Here is a 15,964-nt window from a genome sequence, read left to right as displayed (position 1 = left end):
GCGAGATGTTGTCTGCCGCGCGGACCCCAGCAGCGAGCCGCCGAAGCCGCGGCATGGCACCACGGCGGGCCCTCGCGGTGGGCGTTGCCGCGCTGCTGGTGTCCTGTTCCCTCACCGTCTCCGTGCACTCGGTGGCCGCGGGCCTGCCGTCCGTGGCTGCCCGCGCGGACAGCCGCGTCTACGTCACCAACCAGCAGGACGACACCGTCTCGGTGATCGACGCCCACACCCACAAGGTGGTCGCGACCGTACCGGCCGGCACGGCGCCCGAGGGCGTGGCGGTCGCCAAGGACGGCAGACGCCTGTACGTCGCCGACAGCGGCTCGGCCCGCGTCTCGGTCCTCGACACCCACACCTACAAGACCGTCGCCGCGGTGCCCGTCGGCAAGAGCCCCACCGGAGTCGCCCTGAGCCCGGACGGCGGGTCACTGTACGTCACCAACGGCACCTCGAACACCGTCTCCGTGATCGACACCCGTACCCAGCGGGCCTCAGCCACCATCCCCGTTGGCAGGTCCCCGGTGAACGTGGCCCTCAGCCGCGACGGCGCCCGGGCGTACGTCGCGAACGCCGGATCGGGCACCCTGTCGGTCATCGACACCCGCACCCACCAGGTCACCCGGCAGCTCCCCGCGGGGCAGTCCCCGGTAGCCGTCGCCGTCGCCAAGGACGGCAAGACGGCCTACGTCGCCGACGAGGTCGGGACGCGCGTCCTCGTCATCGCCACCGACAGCGGCAAGGCGACCGCCGTGAACGTCGGCACGGGCCCCTTCGACGTGGCCATCGGCCCGGACGGCCGCTACGCCTACTCCGCGAACCTCGGCCCCGGCAACATCTCCATGATCGACACCGGCAGCAAGCACGTCTCGGCGACCATCGCCCTCGGCCCGCCGGGCACCGACCCGTTCAACCTGGAGGTGACCCACGACGCGATCTACGTCACCAACCAGGGGGCGGGCACTCTGGCCGTCGTCGATTCTGCATCCCGCAAGGTCGTCGCGACGGTCACCGTGGGCGCCCAGCCGTACGGGGTGGCGGTGAGGTGAGACAGTCGATCACGTCGAGCGGGTTTGGATTCAGGGCTCAGCCTCGTTCAGCGAGGGTGGCTGACGGGGGCAGTCGTACCCGCTGGCTGGTACTCCAGTTGAGTTCGCGATTCCTGCTGGTCAGGGGCGTGTTCGTGAGTGTACTGGGTTGATGGGCCGTCAGGTCGGGAGTTCGTGACTTCGGTTGCGGCGGGCCCCGGCTGCTGAACACGGCGAAGCGGAAGACGGAGAAGGAGCGGCTGTCGACGCTGCCGCAGCTGGAGAAGGCGTCTCGGGTGCTCGCGCGGGCGGCGAAGGTGCTGTTCGAGGAGCTGAAGGCGGACCTGGACGTGGCCGCGCTGTGGGCGGCGGTGGAGGAGGTCGCCCCCGCGCGCCGCCGTGATGACCGCGGCGGCCACGGTGGTCTCGCTGGTGCCCGAGAACGAGAACTCGGCCGAGGTCCGGCCGAGGTCGCCATGCGGGCCGTGCTCGCGAACCGGTACGCCACGGTGCGCCCGTTCCTCGCGTTGCTGGGCGAGTCGAAGGCGCTGGACGCGGTGAGCGCCGGCAAACGGGTCCTGGCCGGGGTGCGTGGTCTCCCGGCCCTGGCGCGGCGGAAGGTGGGCGTCAAGCCGCTGCTGCCGCGCGAGGTGGACGACAAGCTCATGCCGCCGGCGTGGCGCAAGGCGGTGTACGCCAACCCCGGCCTGCCGCAGGGCGCGGTGGACCGGGACGCGTACGTGGTGTGCGTGCTGGAGCAGCTACACCGGGCCCTGAACAACCGCGACATCTTCGCCGCCCCGTCGCACCGCTGGTCCAACCCGTGCGCCCGCCTGCTGGACGGGCCCGACCGGGATGCGGTCGAGGAGGACGTCCTGGCGGCCCTGAGCCTGGACATGCCCGTTGAGCAGCATCTGGCGGAGCTGGTGCGCGGCCTGGACGCGGGATGGAAGCAGCTCGCGATGCGCCTTCAGGAGGCAGGGCCGGCGGCGAAGGTCTCCATCGAGGTGCAGGACGATGGGCGGCGCGGTGTCGCCACCGGCAGCTACGGCGTGGTGGAGGGCCTGGCCCGCAACCGGGTGAACCTGAACAAGGTGATCACGCACTGGCCGGACATGCTGAAAGTCGCCGGTTCCCTGGTCACCAACCAGGTCCGCGCCTACGACCTGCTGCGCATGTTCGGCCGCGACGGCCGCCCGGCCCCGCTGGGCGCCGCGTTCGCGGAGTACGGGCGGATCGCCAAGACCGAGCACCTGTTGCGCGTGGTCGACCCGGTGGACGACACCTACCGCAGGCAGATGAACCGCCGGCTCACCGTGCAGGAATCGAGGCACAAGCTGGCGAGGGACGTGTGCCACGGCAAACGCGGCACCATCCACCAGGCGTACCGCGACGGGATGGAGGACCAGCTCGGCGCGCTCGGCCTGGTCCTCAACGCCATCGTGCTGTGGACCACGAAGTACATCGACGCCGCCGTGGAAAAGCTCCGCGCCCGAGGGCCACGAGATCCGAAACAAGAACATCGCCCGCCTGTCCCCGCTCAAGCACCGCAACCTGAACCTGCTGGGCCGCTACAGCTTCACCGCCTCGACACCGGCCGCCGGCGCCCTGCGCCCGCTGCGCGACCCAGACGCGACGGAGGTGGACGAGGACGACGACGGGAGCGGTCAGGAAGTGACGGGCAGTGTCTGACGGGCGGCGGACGGCGTGCGGCCCCAGAACTCAGAGTGACTGCGGGGAGCCGTGTCGCAGGCCGTCGTGAAGGAGGGGTCAGCGTTCGACGGTGCCGATGAGTCGGCCGCGGGCGAGAACAGGCGCAGTGATGGAGGGCAGAAGGACGCTGGGCCTTGCGCTGTCCAGTGCGGTCTTGCCCGCGGTCGCGCCCAGTGGGGTGGCAAGGGCGAAGAGTTGGAAGGTGTAGTGGTGGGGGCCGTGGCCCTTGATGGGTGCGGGTCCTTGGTATCCGCGTCCGATGACGGAGCGCAGTATCGTGACGCCGGGGGCTGGCTCTTTCGCGGCGAGGGCGCCGGGGGCGAGGGAGCGTACGTCGGGGTCGATCAGGACGACGCAGTGGACCGCGGGTTTGGGGGTGGGGACGTCGGTGTCCTCTACGACCAGCAGGAGCTGGGCGGTGCCGGTCGGCGGTGGGTTCCAGGCCAGGTGGGGGGAAATGTTCTGGCCGCCTGCGTTCTTGGCGTGGTGCTCCGGCGGCATCGTGCCGAGGTGGTCGAAGCTGCGGCTGCTGAGGTCCAGGAGTTCGGGCCCGTGGAGGTTCGGGCGATTCCACGCGGCGTGGGCATCGCCTGACCTGCGGTTCTTCAGAAGTCGGCCGAGGATGGGCATGGTTGTGCTCCCAGCATGTCGAGGGTCTTATCGTGGGTTGCGGTTTCGCCGCGTTGAGGAAGACGCGGTTCGGTGCGGCGGCGTGTCTCGGTGTCCGGGCCGGTGCCGGTGCTGGTGGGGTCGACGTGTGTGGCGGGGTGCGGACGCCACGCACGTCGACTGTCCCTCACTGGCACGTCAGACGGTCTGAGGTGGTTTGGTGGTTGCTGGCTCTGGCTTCTTGGGCGTTTCCGTCGGGGTGCGGCCTGGCAGCAGCAGGCTCAGGACGAGTGAGAGAGCGGTGAAGCCGGCTGCCCACCAGAACGCCTGGTCGAAGGCGTGGGCTGCCTGGGCCGCCGACCCCGTGTGGTGGCGCAGGGCGATGTCCAGGATGACGGCGAGCACGGCGACGCCGAAGGACCCGCCGATCTGTTGGGTGATGCGGGTGATGATGCCGGCGTGCGGTATCTGGTCGCGCCGAAGGCCGACGAACGCGGCGGCTTGCAGGGGGATGGATACGGCGGCGAGGCCGAAGCCGCGGACCACCAGCACCGCCATCAGGAGCCACTTGTTCGTCGTGGTCGTGGCCAGGGCAAAGGGCACGGTGGACAGTCCCACGACGGCGAATCCGGTGAAGGCGACCCATCTGGCCCCGAACTTGTCGCTGAGTCCGCCGGCCAGCGGGCGGCTCAGGAGCGCGCCGAGGCCCAGTGGTGCGACCAGCAGGCCGGCGTGGAGCGCGTCGGCACCGCGCACCTGCTGCCAGTACAGCGGCAGCAGCGCCATGCTGCCGTAGAGCGCGGCCCCTGACAGGAACATCGACGCGGACGCCGAGGCGAGCGGGCGGTGCGCAAGCAGCCGGACATCGACCAGGGCGTCGCCGGAACGACGGACCGAATACAGGGCGAAGACCAGCAGCAGAAGGGCGCCGGCCAACAGCGGGGCGAACGAGTCCGTTCGACCGAAGCCGCCGCCCTTCGAGGAGTTGGCCAGTCCGAACAGGAACGCGACCAGGCTGGGTGAGAGCAGCAGCCAGCCGAGGGTGTCAAAGCGCGGCCGCGCGTCGGTGGCGTCCGGGTCCAGCATCCGCCAGGCGAGGACGAATCCGACTGCGCAGAAGGGGACGTTCACCCAGAACAACCACCGCCAATCGAGCCAGTCCAACAGGACGCCGCCGATCACCGGGCCCGCGATCGGCCCTATCACGAACGGCAGGGTCACGATCGACATCGTGCGCCCCAGAGCCTTGCCCGCTGCCGCCTGCATGATCAGCGTTGAGAACAGAGGGAGCATGAGTCCCCCGCCGAGCCCCTCGATGACCCGGAAAACGATGAGGCTCCCGGCGTTCCAGGCCACACTGCACAGGACCGAGCCGACGAGGAACACCGCCAGCGCGAACATCCACACCCGCCTGCCGCCGAATCGGGACTGTGCCCAGCCCGCCAGCGGGATGGACACGCCGAGCGCCAGCAGGTAGCCGGTGCTCACCCACTGGATCGTGGAGATCGGCACGTGCAGCTCCTGCGAGAGGGTCTGCAGCGCGACGCTGACGATCGTGGTGTCGAAAACCACGGCCAACGAGCCCACAATGAGCGCGACGGCAACTTTCATCACTTTCGGATCGATGCGATCCCCTGCGGTTGCCTTGGCCACGGCGGCCCCTGCCTCTCCTTCTCGTACTGGGACTGGATGCCAGTCCTGGAGGAGCGCGACGACCGCCCCGCTTCCCATTCGGTCAGGGATCAGATCCTTTGTGCCAGCCGATCGAGCAACGGCGCGGCCACCGCGAGCTGTTCCAGCTCCCACGGCGTGAAGCCGTCCGCAAGGGCCTGCGCGACCTGCTCGGTGCGGGCACTGCGCTTGTCCGCCAGCGCCTGTCTACCTGCGTCGGTCAGCGCCAGCAGCACGCGCCTGCCGTCCCGCGGATCGGCGCCGCGCTCGACCAGTCCGCGCGCTTGGAGACCGCCGAGTGTGGCCCCCATCGCCTGCGCGGTGATCTGCTCCTGCCGGGCCAGCTCCGCGGACGTTGTCGGGCCGATACGGTCCAAGTGGGACAAGGCGACACGCTCGGGCATTGCGAGCTCGCCCTCGACCCGCACCTGACGCACACGCCTCAGCAGCGCACCGACACTGGCCAGCAGGGCGGTGGCGATTTCACCGACATCCAGCTCCTCACTCATGTAATCAACCTACCTTATCAACCTGCCTTATAAAAATCAGCGCGCCACTGCCCCTGCGCCTGGCACTGATATGTGGGGCCGATCTGTCAAGGGGCAGCCTTCAGCGACGTCCGGGATACGGGTCTCGGGCGCCCGGACGTCCGCACGCTGCCCCGCCGCAGCCGGCCGGTCACCGGCTCGCCGGCCGCGTCAGCCGATGCCGAACGCCCCGCCGGGGGGCTCGGGTGACGGCACGGCGTCGGCGTCCTCGACCGGCCGCGCGGAACCGGTGAACTCCCGTACCGCCGCCCCGTGTTCGACCCGCGCCGGGAAGGCGTCCGCCGCGGTACGCCGGGCCAGCGCGGCGGTGTCGAGGGGACGGTGCGCGGCGGCGAGCACCGCGTTCCCGAACCGCCGGCCACGCAGCACCGCCGGCTCGGCGATCAGCACCAGCTGCTCGAAAACGGCGGCGAGCGTCGCCAGTTGGGACCGCAGGAACCCGAACGGCGCGGCGTCCGCGAGGTTGGCCAGATAGACGCCGCCCGGCCGCAGCACCCGCTCGGCCTCCCGCGCGTAGGCGAGCGTGGTCAGATGCGCCGGCACCCGGGACCCGCCGAAGACGTCGGCGATCAGCACATCGGCGTGATCGTCCGGGGCCGCCTCCAGCCAGGCCCGGGCGTCGGCTGCGTGCACCGCGACGCCCGAGCCCTCCGGCAGCGGCAGGTACTCGGCGACCAGGTCCAGCAGCCCCCGGTCCGCCTCCACGACGTCCTGCCGCGAGCCGGGCCGGGTGGCCGCCACATAGCGCGGCAGCGTCAGCGCCCCTCCCCCGAGGTGCAGCACATCCAGCGGCCGCCCGGCCTCGGCCACGACATCCAGCACATACCCGAGCCGCCGCGCGTACTCGAACTCCAGATACGCCGGATCGTCGAGATCGACGTACGACTGCGGCGCCCCGTCGACGGTGAGCAGCCAGGCCCGGTCGCGATCGACGTCGGGCATGAGTTTGGCGGTGCCGTGGTCGGTGGTGCGGGTGACGGGTATCGATTCGTTCACTCATCCATTGTGGGTGGCTGCATCGCCTGGGAGCGCGGGGCGGTATCGGTGTGCGGCTCCGCCGCGTGGTCGCGACCAGCGACAACGGAGCCCGCACTCCCCCACGCCCCCGGTCTCACTCCACAGTGGACACGGTGCCGGCACCGACGGTCCGTCCGCCCTCACGGATGGCGAACCCGAGGCCCGGCTCCAACGGCACCTCCCGCCCCAGCTCGACGCTCATCTCCACCGTCTCCCCGGGCCGGGCGACGCCCACCGGCCCGAGGTCCACGTCCCCCACCACATCCGCGGTCCGGACGTAGAACTGCGGCCGATACCCGGTGGCGACCGGCGTCGTACGACCCCCCTCGCGCCCCGACAGCAGATACACCCGCGCCGAGAACCTCCGTGCGGGCACGACACTCCCCGGCGCCGCCACGACATGCCCGCGCCGGACCGCGTCCCGGGGCACGCCCCTCAGCAGCACCGCGACGTTGTCCCCGGCCTGCGCCTCGTCCATCGGCTTGCCGAAGGTCTCCAGCCCGGTGACGACGGTCTCCACATCGGCGCCGAGCACCGACACCCGGTCCCCCAGGCGGAGCGTCCCCCGCTCCACGGCACCGGTGACGACCGTGCCCCGCCCCGTGATGGTGAGCACGTTCTCCACGGGCAGCAGGAACGGCGCGTCCAGGTACCGCTCCGGCATCGGCACGTACGTGTCCACCGCGTCGAGCAGCGCCTCGACGGACGCCGTCCAGCGCGGGTCGCCCGCCAGCGCCCGCAGCCCCGAGACCCGTACGACCGGTACGGCGTCGCCCGGGTAACCCTGCGCCGTGAGCAGGTCGCGGACCTCCAGCTCGACGAGGTCGATCAGCTCCTCGTCGTCCGTGCCGTCGGCCTTGTTGAGGGCGACGACGATGTGGTCGACGCCCACCTGCCGGGCGAGCAGCACGTGTTCGGCGGTCTGCGGCATGATCCCGTCGAGCGCGGAAACGACGAGGATCGCCCCGTCGAGCTGCGCTGCGCCGGTGACCATGTTCTTGACGTAGTCGGCGTGCCCCGGCATGTCCACGTGGGCGTAGTGCCGGGTGTCGGTCTCGTACTCGACGTGCGCGATGTTGATGGTGATGCCGCGCGCGGCCTCCTCCGGGGCGCGGTCGATGCGGTCGAACGGCACGAAGGTGCCGGTGCCGCGCTCGGCGAGGACCTTGGTGATGGCGGCGGTCAGGGTGGTCTTGCCGTGGTCGACATGACCCATGGTGCCGATGTTCAGGTGCGGCTTGGTGCGCACGTAGGCCGTTTTGGACATGGTTGTACCTCGAAGCCTCTCAGCTGCAGGAAGAAGTGCGGGACCCCGAGGACTGGCCGACCCTCCCCCTGCGGGGTCCGCCGGACGTTCCGGAGAGGGTCAGCTTCGGGCGCCGTCGACAGCGGCTACGAGGAGCAGGACGGCAGCCTTCGGCGCATCCGCGACGGCGGATGCTGCGAGGAGGAAGGCGTGCCGGAACATGTGGTCGATCATCGCCGAGCGGAGGTCCGGCGTCGAACGATTTTCGGCGGTCGGCGAGCTGAAGCCCGCTCAGGCGCCGATGTTCTTCAGCGCCTCCCGGACGGTCAGCGGCGCGAACCGGCCCCGCTCCCGCGCCAGGAAGGCGCGTACGGCCTCGGGGTCGGTCTTGGCGTACTCGCGCAGGGCCCAGCCGATCGCCTTGCGGACGAAGAAGTCGGGATGCCCGGACTGGAGCAGGCAGTAGCCGAACAGCCGGTCGGTGTCGGTGCTTTCCTTGCGGGCCAGCTGGTGGAGCAGGGCCGTGCGCACCGGCCACAGGTCGGCGTCGGTGATCCAGGCGTCCATGTCGGCGGTGAGTGCGGGGTCGGCGGCGACCAGGCGTCCGACCACGTGCGCGGCGAGTGGATCGACGGTGTCCCACCAGGGGACGGTCGTGACGAGGTGCCGGGTCACCGGCAGGAAGCCGGAGGAGCACCGTCCGGCGTGCCGGCGCAGATAGTCCACCGCGAAGTAGTGGTACTCGCGCTCGGGCAGCGCCCAGCAGCGCAGCGCGACCGCGGTGCAGTCGGCCTCGTCGGGGCGCGGGGTGCCCGCGAGGACGGTGCGGGACAGGGCGCGGCGGTCCGGGGTGGGGATGCCGAGGAAGGGGGCCACGTCCTTCATGTACGCCCGCATCGGGGCGGCCCGCCCGGGGTCGGCTGCGGCCGCGAACACGGCCGTCGTACGGTCCAGCACGGTGTCGGCGAGGGCGCTGCGCGGCACGTGCGGCGGGGCCGCGCCGGTGACGGTCATGGAGGAACCATACTATCGAATGCATGTTCATCCGACCGGCCTGAAGGCCCAGCGAGGCGGCCCCTCCCGACGCGGTTGCACCCCCTTCCGCACCGGCGTTACCTGGAAGTACTGGCGGTGAAGCGGCGGAGGTGACAGAGGTGAAGGCCGTCGTCTACGAAGAGCCCTTCAGCGTGGTGGTGAAGGACGTCCAGGATCCCCGGATCCAGCATCCCAACGATGTGCTCGTACGCGTCACGTCGAGCGCCATATGCGGCTCAGACCTGCACATGTACGAGGGCCGCACGGCGGCCGAGGCGGGCATCGTCTTCGGGCACGAGAACCTCGGCATCGTCGAGGAGGTCGGCAGTGGCGTCACGTCCCTGTCCCAGGGTGACCGGGTCGTGATGCCGTTCAACGTCGCCTGCGGATTCTGCAAGAACTGTCTCGCCGGGAAGACCGGCTTCTGCCTGACGGTCAATCCCGGTTTCGCGGGCGGGGCCTACGGCTATGTGGCGATGGGCCCGTACAAGGGCGGCCAGGCCGAGCTGCTGCGGGTGCCGTTCGCCGACTTCAACTGCTTGAAACTGCCTCCGGGCGACGAGTTCGAGACCGATTTCGTGCTGCTCGCCGACATCTTCCCGACGGGCTACCACGGTTGTGAACTCGCCCAGGTGACCCCCGGTGAGAGCGTGGCCGTCTACGGCGCCGGTCCGGTGGGGCTGATGGCCGCCTACTCGGCACTGCTGCGCGGTGCGTCGAAGGTGTTCTCCGTCGACCGGGTGCCCGAGCGGCTCGCCAAGGCGGAGGAGATCGGGGCGATCCCCATCGACTTCACCAAGGACGACCCGGCGGAGCAGATCAAGGAACAGACCGGAGGTGAGGGAACCGACAAGGGTGTCGACGCGGTCGGCTACCAGGCCCAGGCGCACGACGCCAGCCACGAGGAACCCGCCATCGTCCTCAACGCGCTGGTCCAGACGGTACGGCCGACGGGCATGCTCGGCGTGCCGGGCCTGTACGTGCCCTCGGACCCGGGCGGTCCCGACGACCACGCCCGGCACGGCCAGCTACTGGTGTCCATCGGCAAGATGTTCGAGAAGGGCCAGCAGATGGGCACCGGTCAGTGCAACGTCAAGCGGTACAACCGCCAGCTGCGCGACCTGATCATCGCCGGGCGCGCCAAGCCCAGTTTCGTGGTCTCCCACGAGCTGCCGCTGGACCAGGCGCCGCAGGCGTACGAGAAGTTCGACAAACGGGTCGAGGGCTACACCAAGGTGGTGCTGCACCCCGGTCACGCGCTCGCCGCGTGAGACACGGGTCCACGGGTCCGGGTTCCACGGGTGCCCGGACCCGCTCGGTGCGCCAGGCTTGACGGCGATCACACGCGTTCGTCGGTTAATGTCACCGGATGCTCGATGCCAACCGCTCTGGCACCGCCACGGCCCCTCCCCGGGCCGCCGCCACGGAGCTCGTCGTACCCGTGTCACCCCCGCCCCGCGCCGGGCTCGCCGGGCGGTGTGCGCGGGCGCTGGCGCATCCCTATGCCCGGCTGTCGCTGCTGCTCGCTCTGCTCGCCTGTGCCGCCGCGTGCGTGCTGGTCTTCGAGCCGCAGCGACTGCTGACGCACGGCTGGCCGCCGCAGCTGGGCGGGGCCGCGGCGGCCGCGGTGTTCGGCGTGGCGTACGGGCTGTGCACCGTGGCGTTCGTGCCCCGCCCCTTGCTCAACCTGGCGGCGGGCGCGCTGTTCGGCTCGCAGCTGGGGCTGACCACGGCGCTGGCGGGCACGGTGCTCGGGGCGGGCGTGGCCTTCGGGCTCGGCCGGCTTCTCGGGCAGGACGCGCTGCGCCCGCTGCTGCGGGGCCGCTGGCTGAAGGCGGCCGACGGTCAGCTGAGCCGGCACGGGTTCCGGTCCATGCTGGCTGCCCGGCTCTTCCCGGGTGTGCCGTTCTGGGCGGCGAACTACTGCGCGGCCGTCTCCCGCATGGGCTGGTGGCCGTTTCTACTGGCCACGGCCGTCGGTTCGATCCCGAACACCGCCGCCTACGCGGTCGCCGGTGCCCGCGCCTCCGCGCCGACGTCTCCCGCCTTCCTGATCGCGATGGCCGCCATCGCCGCACCGGCCCTGCTGGGCGCGGTGGTGGCCTGGCGCAAGCGTCACCATCTGCGCGGCCGGTAAGGGACCAGGGGGTCACACCGGTCGGACGGCCTCCAGGATCATGGCATTGGCCAGTCCGCCCGCCTCGCACATGGTCTGCAAGGCGTACCGGGCACCCCGCTCGCGCATGGCGTGGACCAGAGTGGTGGTCAGCCGGGTGCCGCTGGCGCCGAGCGGGTGGCCGAGGGCGATCGCGCCGCCGTGCACATTGACCTTCGCCAGATCGGCACCGGTCTCCTGCTGCCAGGCCAGGACGACGCTGGAGAAGGCCTCGTTCACCTCGAAGAGGTCGATGTCGGCCACCGCCAGGCCCGCCTTGCGCAACACCTTCTCGGTCGCCGGGACGACTCCGGTGAGCATCAGCAGCGGGTCGGAGCCGGTGACGGCGAAGCTGTGCAGGCGGGCGAGCGGGCGCAGACCGAGGCGGGCCGCGGTGTCGCTGGAGGTGATCAGCACGGCGGAGGCACCGTCGTTGATCGGGCTGGCGTTGCCCGCGGTCACGTTCCACTCGATCTGCGGGAAGCGCTCGGCGAAGCCGGGGTCGTGGTAGGCGGGCTTGAGTCCGGCGAGGGTCTCCGGGGTGCTGCCGGGGCGGACGCACTCGTCGCGGGCGACGCCGTCCAGCGGCGCGATCTCGGCGTCGAACAGGCCCTTGTCCCAGGCCGCGGCGGCCTTGCGGTGGGAGGAGACGGCGAACTCGTCCATCCGCGCGCGCGTGAGGGACCACTTGGCGGCGATCAGCTCCGCGCTGATGCCCTGCGGGACCAGGCCCTCGGGGTAGCGCTCGGCGACGCCGGGCCCGAACGGATCCTTGCCGGCGGGCACGTTGGACCACATCGGCACTCGGCTCATCGACTCCACTCCGCAGGCGATCACCAGGTCGTACGCCCCGGACATGACGCCCTGCGCGGCGAAGTGCACGGCCTGCTGGGAGGAGCCGCACTGGCGGTCCACCGTGGTCGCCGGGACCGTCTCGGGGAAGCCGGCGGACAGAACGGCGTACCGGGTGGTGTTCATGGCCTGCTCGCCGACCTGGTCCACGGTGCCGCCGATGACGTCGTCGATCAGCGCCGGGTCGACGCCGGAGCGCTCGACCAGAGCGCGCAGGGTGTGGGCGAGCAGTTGCACGGGGTGCACGTGGGCGAGGGAGCCGTTCGGCTTGCCCTTGCCGATGGGGGTGCGTACGGCTTCGACGATCACTGCGTCGCGCATGGCGGGGCCTCCTTGGCCGCCCGGCTGTCCGCAGCGGGCCGGGCGGCGGGCTGCGGCAGCTACCAGTGAGTAGGAAATCCGAACCCACCATAGCTCGATGGGTTGGAAAATCAAACCCTCCTCTAGACTGACCCTCATGGCCGCACGGAAGACCCCGCAAGACTCGCGCCCCTGCTCCATCGCCGACGCCCTCGCGCTGGTCGGCGAGAAGTACTCCCTGCTCGTCCTGCGCGAGGTGTGCCTGGGCAACGGCCGCTTCGACCAGCTCGTGCGCAACATCGGCGCCCCGCGCGACATCCTGGCCACCCGGCTGCGCCGGCTCGTGGACGCCGGAATCCTCACCAAGCGCGTCTACAGCGAGCGCCCGCAGCGCTTCGAGTACCGGGCCACACAGGCGGGCCTGGAACTGGAGCCGGTCCTGATGACACTCAAGGAGTGGGGCGACCGGCACATCCGCAAGGGCGCCGACCTGCCCATGGCCGTCGAGCACATCTGCGGCAACGAACTGGTCCCGGTCGTGACCTGCCGGGCATGCGGTGGGGAGGTCCGCCACGAGGACCTCACGGCACATCCGCAGGCGCCGGGGTGGACGCTCACCGGCCCCACAGCGGCGTAGAGCGCCCCCGAAGGGGCGCGGGGCTGTATCGACATGCGGCTCCGAAGCGGGGGCGCGACCACCCGCAACGGAGCCGCAGCCGCCCGACGGCCTGTCGCGGCACTCACAGCGGCGTGCCGTACACGTCCAGCCGCCCGCACATCCCGAGCCGCCCCCGCTCGACGGGCCGCTCGGCCCGTACGACCGCCTCGGCGAGGTGGGCCGTATCACCCTCCGCCAGCCGGTCCAGATGTCGCCCGGTGGCCTCGGCCGCCGCGAGCGCACCGCTCCGCCAGCGCCTGCGCCACTCGGCGACCCGGGGCCGTACGAGCGCGGCGGCGGCCCGGTGGAAGGCGGCCAGCGCTTCCGGCCCCGAAGCCTCGCGCAGCGACCGGTACCCCTCCAAGGCCAGGTCACGCCGAGCGCGAGCGACCCGCTCCCGCTCGTCCTCCGGGGCGTCGGCCGGGATCGCGGTGGCGGCGGCGTACGTCTCCGGGTCGGTGAGGTACTGCGGCGGGAGCGTGAGCACGGCGTCCCCGGCCTCCGGCAGCCCGCTGTTCTGCATGAGGACGGTCATGCGCAGATCGTCCTCGTTGACCAGCCGGTGGACGGTGCCCGGCGTGAACCAGGCGACCGTGCCGGCCGCGAGCGGCGTGACCTCGTAGCCGGACACGGTCAGCGTCTGGACCGAGCCCCGGCCGCCGGTGACGACGTACCCCTCCGAACAGGCCAGGTGCACATGGGGAGTTCCGCTCCGCACCCCGTCGGCGGCGGGCCAGTCGTACACGCACAGCCGGGACACGGCGACCCCGCCCGGCAGCCCCGTGAACGGGTGCTCCCCGGTGCTCACCATGGATGTGTCTCCAGGTGCTTCACGACGTCCTCCCGCTGCCAGGCACCGTCCGCGACGACGACCCGGTAGCGGCGGCGGAGCGTGTCGCCGGGGGCGAGTTCGAGCTCCTCGAAGAAGGACCAGGAGGGGGCGACGGCGGCGAAGGGCTCGTTGCGGACGAACCAGTGGGCGGGGTGGGTTCCGCCCGCGCCGGAGTGGTCGTTCTCCGGGGCGTGCGCGAAGACCAGGGTGGCGTGGCCGTCGACGCCGTCGTGCTCGCCGCAGTACGCGAGCCAGGGAGCCCGCGTGCCCATCAGACCGGGCCCCTCCCCCTCGGGCCCGATGATCCTCCCCTCCCGGAAGGCGCGCGGACCGCGCCAGAACAGACCGGTGTAGCCCGCGAGTTCACGGCCGGCGGTGGTCGGGCTGCCGAAACGGAGCGGCTCGGCGCGCCGGTTGGTGATCGCACTGGTCCACGTCAGCGCCCAGGAGCCGGAGTCCGGGTCGACGTCGTGGACCTCGATGCGCCGCTCCTCCTCGGCCCACAGCGCGCCGTCGTACGGATGCCAGGTCAGCCGCTCGGTGATCACCGCCCGGTCTCCGGCTGCCGAAACCTGGCCGAAGCCGGTGTGCCGCATCGAGCCGACCCGCTCGGGCAGTTCGACATACCCCTGCCCGTGCACATAGGTGTTGCCGCCCCACAGGTTCGCCCCGGACAGGTGCGAAGCGGTCAGGGACAGGCCCTTGTGCCAGCGGTGGTCGTTCGGGCGGTAGCCGGTGACGACGGCGCCGGAGAGGGTGCGAACCGGGTGGAGGTAGGGCCGGGGGGCCTCCCAGGCGGCCTCGGGGCGGTAGACGTAGGCGAACAGCTCGACGCCGGTGGCCGGTTCGGAGACGGTGATCCGGTCGCCGTACGCGTGGACCACCCGCAGTCCGTCCGTCATGCCGGGACCTCCTCGGCGGTCACGGGCGCCCAGCCGGGGGCCCCGCCGTGCAGGGCGGTGTAGTACGGGTCGCCGGGGCCGATCCCGCCGGCGCGGACCGTCGTGTCGGTGAAGGCCGACTTGTACAGGGCCGTGATCAGCTCCAGACTCGTCCGCCCGTCCGCGCCGCTGCTGCGCGGCCGCTCGCCCGCGCGCATGCTCGCGACCAGCTCGCGCAGTTGGGCCAGGTGCGAGCTGGGCACGTCCGGGCCGAAGTCCCGCCACCGCGCGGCCCGTTCGGCGGGCACGCCAGGCGCCGGGGTGATGCGCCAGTTGTCGTTCGCGTGCCCGTACAGGTGGGTCAGTTCCACGGTCGCACGCTCGCAGTCGATGCGGATGCGGCTGACCTCGTCGGGGCTCAGCACGCTGTTGACGACGGTCGCGAGGGCGCCGCTCGCGAAGCGGACCAGCGCGGTGGAGACGTCCTCGGTCTCGACGTCGTGCACCAGCCGCCCGGCCATGGCCCGCACCTCGCTCCACGGCCCGAGCAGATCCAGCAGCAGGTCGATCTGGTGGATGCCGTGGCCCATGGCCGGGCCGCCGCCCTCGGTGTGCCAGCGGCCCCGCCAGGGCACGGCGTAGTAGACGGTGTCCCGGTACCAGGTGGTCTGACAGTGCGCCACCAAGGGCCGCCCGAGGGCGCCTTCGGCGAGCAGCTCACGCACATGCCGGGATCCGGAGCCGAACCGGTGCTGGAAGACGATCGCCGCGTACGGCCCGCCGTCCGCGCCCTCCTCCGCCTCGATCGCGTCGAAGTCGGCGAGCGAGGGCACCGGCGGCTTCTCGCACCACACCCAGGCCCCGGCGCGCAGCGCGGCGACGGTCTGCGCGCGGTGCAGGGTCGGCGGGGTGCAGATGCTGACCAGGTCGGGCCGCTGCTCGGCCAGCATCCGGTCGAGGTCGGTGTAGGCGTGCGGGATGCCGGTCTCGGCGCAGAAGGCCTCGACGCCGCCCTGGTCGATGTCGACGGCGGCGACGACCTCGGTCTCGCCTTCCCGCGCCAGTCGGGCCAGCGCGGGCAGATGGGAGCCGCGCCCGATGGCGCCGGTGCCGACGACGGCGACCCGGATGCGCCGGCCGGTGAACGGAGTTGTCGGACGAGGGCGGTCGGTCCTGGGCAGGAGGGGAGAGGGCGGCATGGGCGGGTTCAGCACTCCTCCGGTACGGCGGGCGCGCGGGCCGACGATGCGGCGAGCATGTGCAGCAAGCGCTTTCTCCTGCGCTGCAACGTATGCGGCGGCGCCGGGACCGGTCAACACCGGGGAACCGCTGAACCGTTCAACCGCCGATTCGGCGCAGTGCCTCCGGCCCGCTACGCTGGCCTCGTCATTTGATCACTTCTTTACCCGACAGCACTGGGAC

General features: G+C 71.5%; 14 protein-coding genes and 1 pseudogene. 5 read left to right on the top strand and 10 right to left on the bottom strand.

Going from position 1 to position 15,964, the window contains the following annotated elements; genetic code table 11:
* The first annotated feature begins 53 nt into the window (after positions 1 to 53).
* Both SRB17_RS25565 and SRB17_RS48565 read left to right on the top strand, forming a co-directional pair.
* Positions 54 to 1,046, top strand: coding sequence for a cytochrome D1 domain-containing protein (locus SRB17_RS25565; protein WP_194294139.1), 993 nt, complete (start codon positions 54 to 56; stop codon positions 1,044 to 1,046).
* 1,001 nt (positions 1,047 to 2,047) lie between these two features.
* Positions 2,048 to 2,717 (top strand): annotated as a pseudogene (locus tag SRB17_RS48565) (Tn3 family transposase); the annotation flags it as partial.
* Between the two features lie 78 nt (positions 2,718 to 2,795).
* Here SRB17_RS48565 and SRB17_RS25555 read toward each other — a convergent pair.
* The 6 genes from SRB17_RS25555 to SRB17_RS25525 all read right to left on the bottom strand — a co-directional run bounded on the left by SRB17_RS25555 (position 2,796) and on the right by SRB17_RS25525 (position 8,843).
* Positions 2,796 to 3,368, bottom strand: a complete 573-nt coding sequence (locus SRB17_RS25555; RefSeq protein ID WP_153542514.1) for a YbhB/YbcL family Raf kinase inhibitor-like protein — start codon at positions 3,366 to 3,368, stop codon at positions 2,796 to 2,798.
* A 177-nt stretch (positions 3,369 to 3,545) separates the two neighbouring features.
* Entirely contained in the window at positions 3,546 to 5,078 is a 1,533-nt protein-coding gene (locus SRB17_RS25550) for an MDR family MFS transporter (RefSeq protein ID WP_153542952.1), read from the bottom strand.
* Between the two features lie 11 nt (positions 5,079 to 5,089).
* Positions 5,090 to 5,527, bottom strand: a complete 438-nt coding sequence (locus SRB17_RS25545) for a MarR family winged helix-turn-helix transcriptional regulator (RefSeq protein WP_153542513.1) — start codon at positions 5,525 to 5,527, stop codon at positions 5,090 to 5,092.
* Between the two features lie 189 nt (positions 5,528 to 5,716).
* Entirely contained in the window at positions 5,717 to 6,562 is an 846-nt protein-coding gene (locus SRB17_RS25535) for a fused MFS/spermidine synthase (RefSeq protein ID WP_323376228.1), read from the bottom strand.
* Positions 6,563 to 6,677: 115 nt separating this feature from the next.
* Entirely contained in the window at positions 6,678 to 7,850 is a 1,173-nt protein-coding gene (tuf, locus tag SRB17_RS25530) for an elongation factor Tu (RefSeq protein ID WP_153542511.1), read from the bottom strand.
* Positions 7,851 to 8,120: 270 nt separating this feature from the next.
* Positions 8,121 to 8,843 (bottom strand): DNA alkylation repair protein, encoded by a 723-nt coding sequence (locus tag SRB17_RS25525; protein WP_153542510.1) that lies wholly within the window; start codon positions 8,841 to 8,843, stop codon positions 8,121 to 8,123.
* Between the two features lie 140 nt (positions 8,844 to 8,983).
* Here SRB17_RS25525 and SRB17_RS25520 point away from each other — a divergent pair, with 140 nt between their 5' ends.
* On the top strand, positions 8,984 to 10,135 hold the full coding sequence (locus tag SRB17_RS25520; protein ID WP_323376345.1) for a glutathione-independent formaldehyde dehydrogenase: 1,152 nt from the start codon (positions 8,984 to 8,986) through the stop codon (positions 10,133 to 10,135).
* 98 nt (positions 10,136 to 10,233) lie between these two features.
* Positions 10,234 to 11,001, top strand: a complete 768-nt coding sequence (locus tag SRB17_RS25515) for a TVP38/TMEM64 family protein (RefSeq protein ID WP_153542509.1) — start codon at positions 10,234 to 10,236, stop codon at positions 10,999 to 11,001.
* A 12-nt stretch (positions 11,002 to 11,013) separates the two neighbouring features.
* Here the strand turns inward: SRB17_RS25515 and SRB17_RS25510 are convergent, their stop codons facing one another.
* Positions 11,014 to 12,192, bottom strand: coding sequence for a thiolase family protein (locus SRB17_RS25510; RefSeq protein ID WP_153542508.1), 1,179 nt, complete (start codon positions 12,190 to 12,192; stop codon positions 11,014 to 11,016).
* A gap of 136 nt (positions 12,193 to 12,328) precedes the next feature.
* On the opposite strand from SRB17_RS25510, the gene SRB17_RS25505 reads away from it, so the two are divergent.
* Positions 12,329 to 12,808 (top strand): winged helix-turn-helix transcriptional regulator, encoded by a 480-nt coding sequence (locus SRB17_RS25505; protein ID WP_153542507.1) that lies wholly within the window; start codon positions 12,329 to 12,331, stop codon positions 12,806 to 12,808.
* Between the two features lie 103 nt (positions 12,809 to 12,911).
* Here the strand turns inward: SRB17_RS25505 and SRB17_RS25500 are convergent, their stop codons facing one another.
* The 3 genes from SRB17_RS25500 to SRB17_RS25490 are packed head-to-tail and all read right to left on the bottom strand — an operon-like array spanning position 12,912 to position 15,741.
* A complete protein-coding gene (locus SRB17_RS25500; protein WP_153542506.1) occupies positions 12,912 to 13,640 on the bottom strand; it encodes a cupin domain-containing protein in 729 nt (242 codons plus the stop codon).
* A complete protein-coding gene (locus SRB17_RS25495; protein WP_153542505.1) occupies positions 13,634 to 14,563 on the bottom strand; it encodes a PmoA family protein in 930 nt (309 codons plus the stop codon). Before SRB17_RS25495 ends, SRB17_RS25500 begins: the two co-directional genes overlap by 7 nt.
* Positions 14,560 to 15,741, bottom strand: coding sequence for a Gfo/Idh/MocA family protein (locus SRB17_RS25490; RefSeq protein ID WP_153542504.1), 1,182 nt, complete (start codon positions 15,739 to 15,741; stop codon positions 14,560 to 14,562). Before SRB17_RS25490 ends, SRB17_RS25495 begins: the two co-directional genes overlap by 4 nt.
* Positions 15,742 to 15,964: the final 223 nt, after the last annotated feature.

Origin of the sequence: Streptomyces sp. RB17, from assembly GCF_009604455.1 — a bacterium.
GTDB lineage: Bacteria > Actinomycetota > Actinomycetes > Streptomycetales > Streptomycetaceae > Streptomyces.
This window is presented reverse-complemented; position numbering and strand designations above follow the sequence as displayed.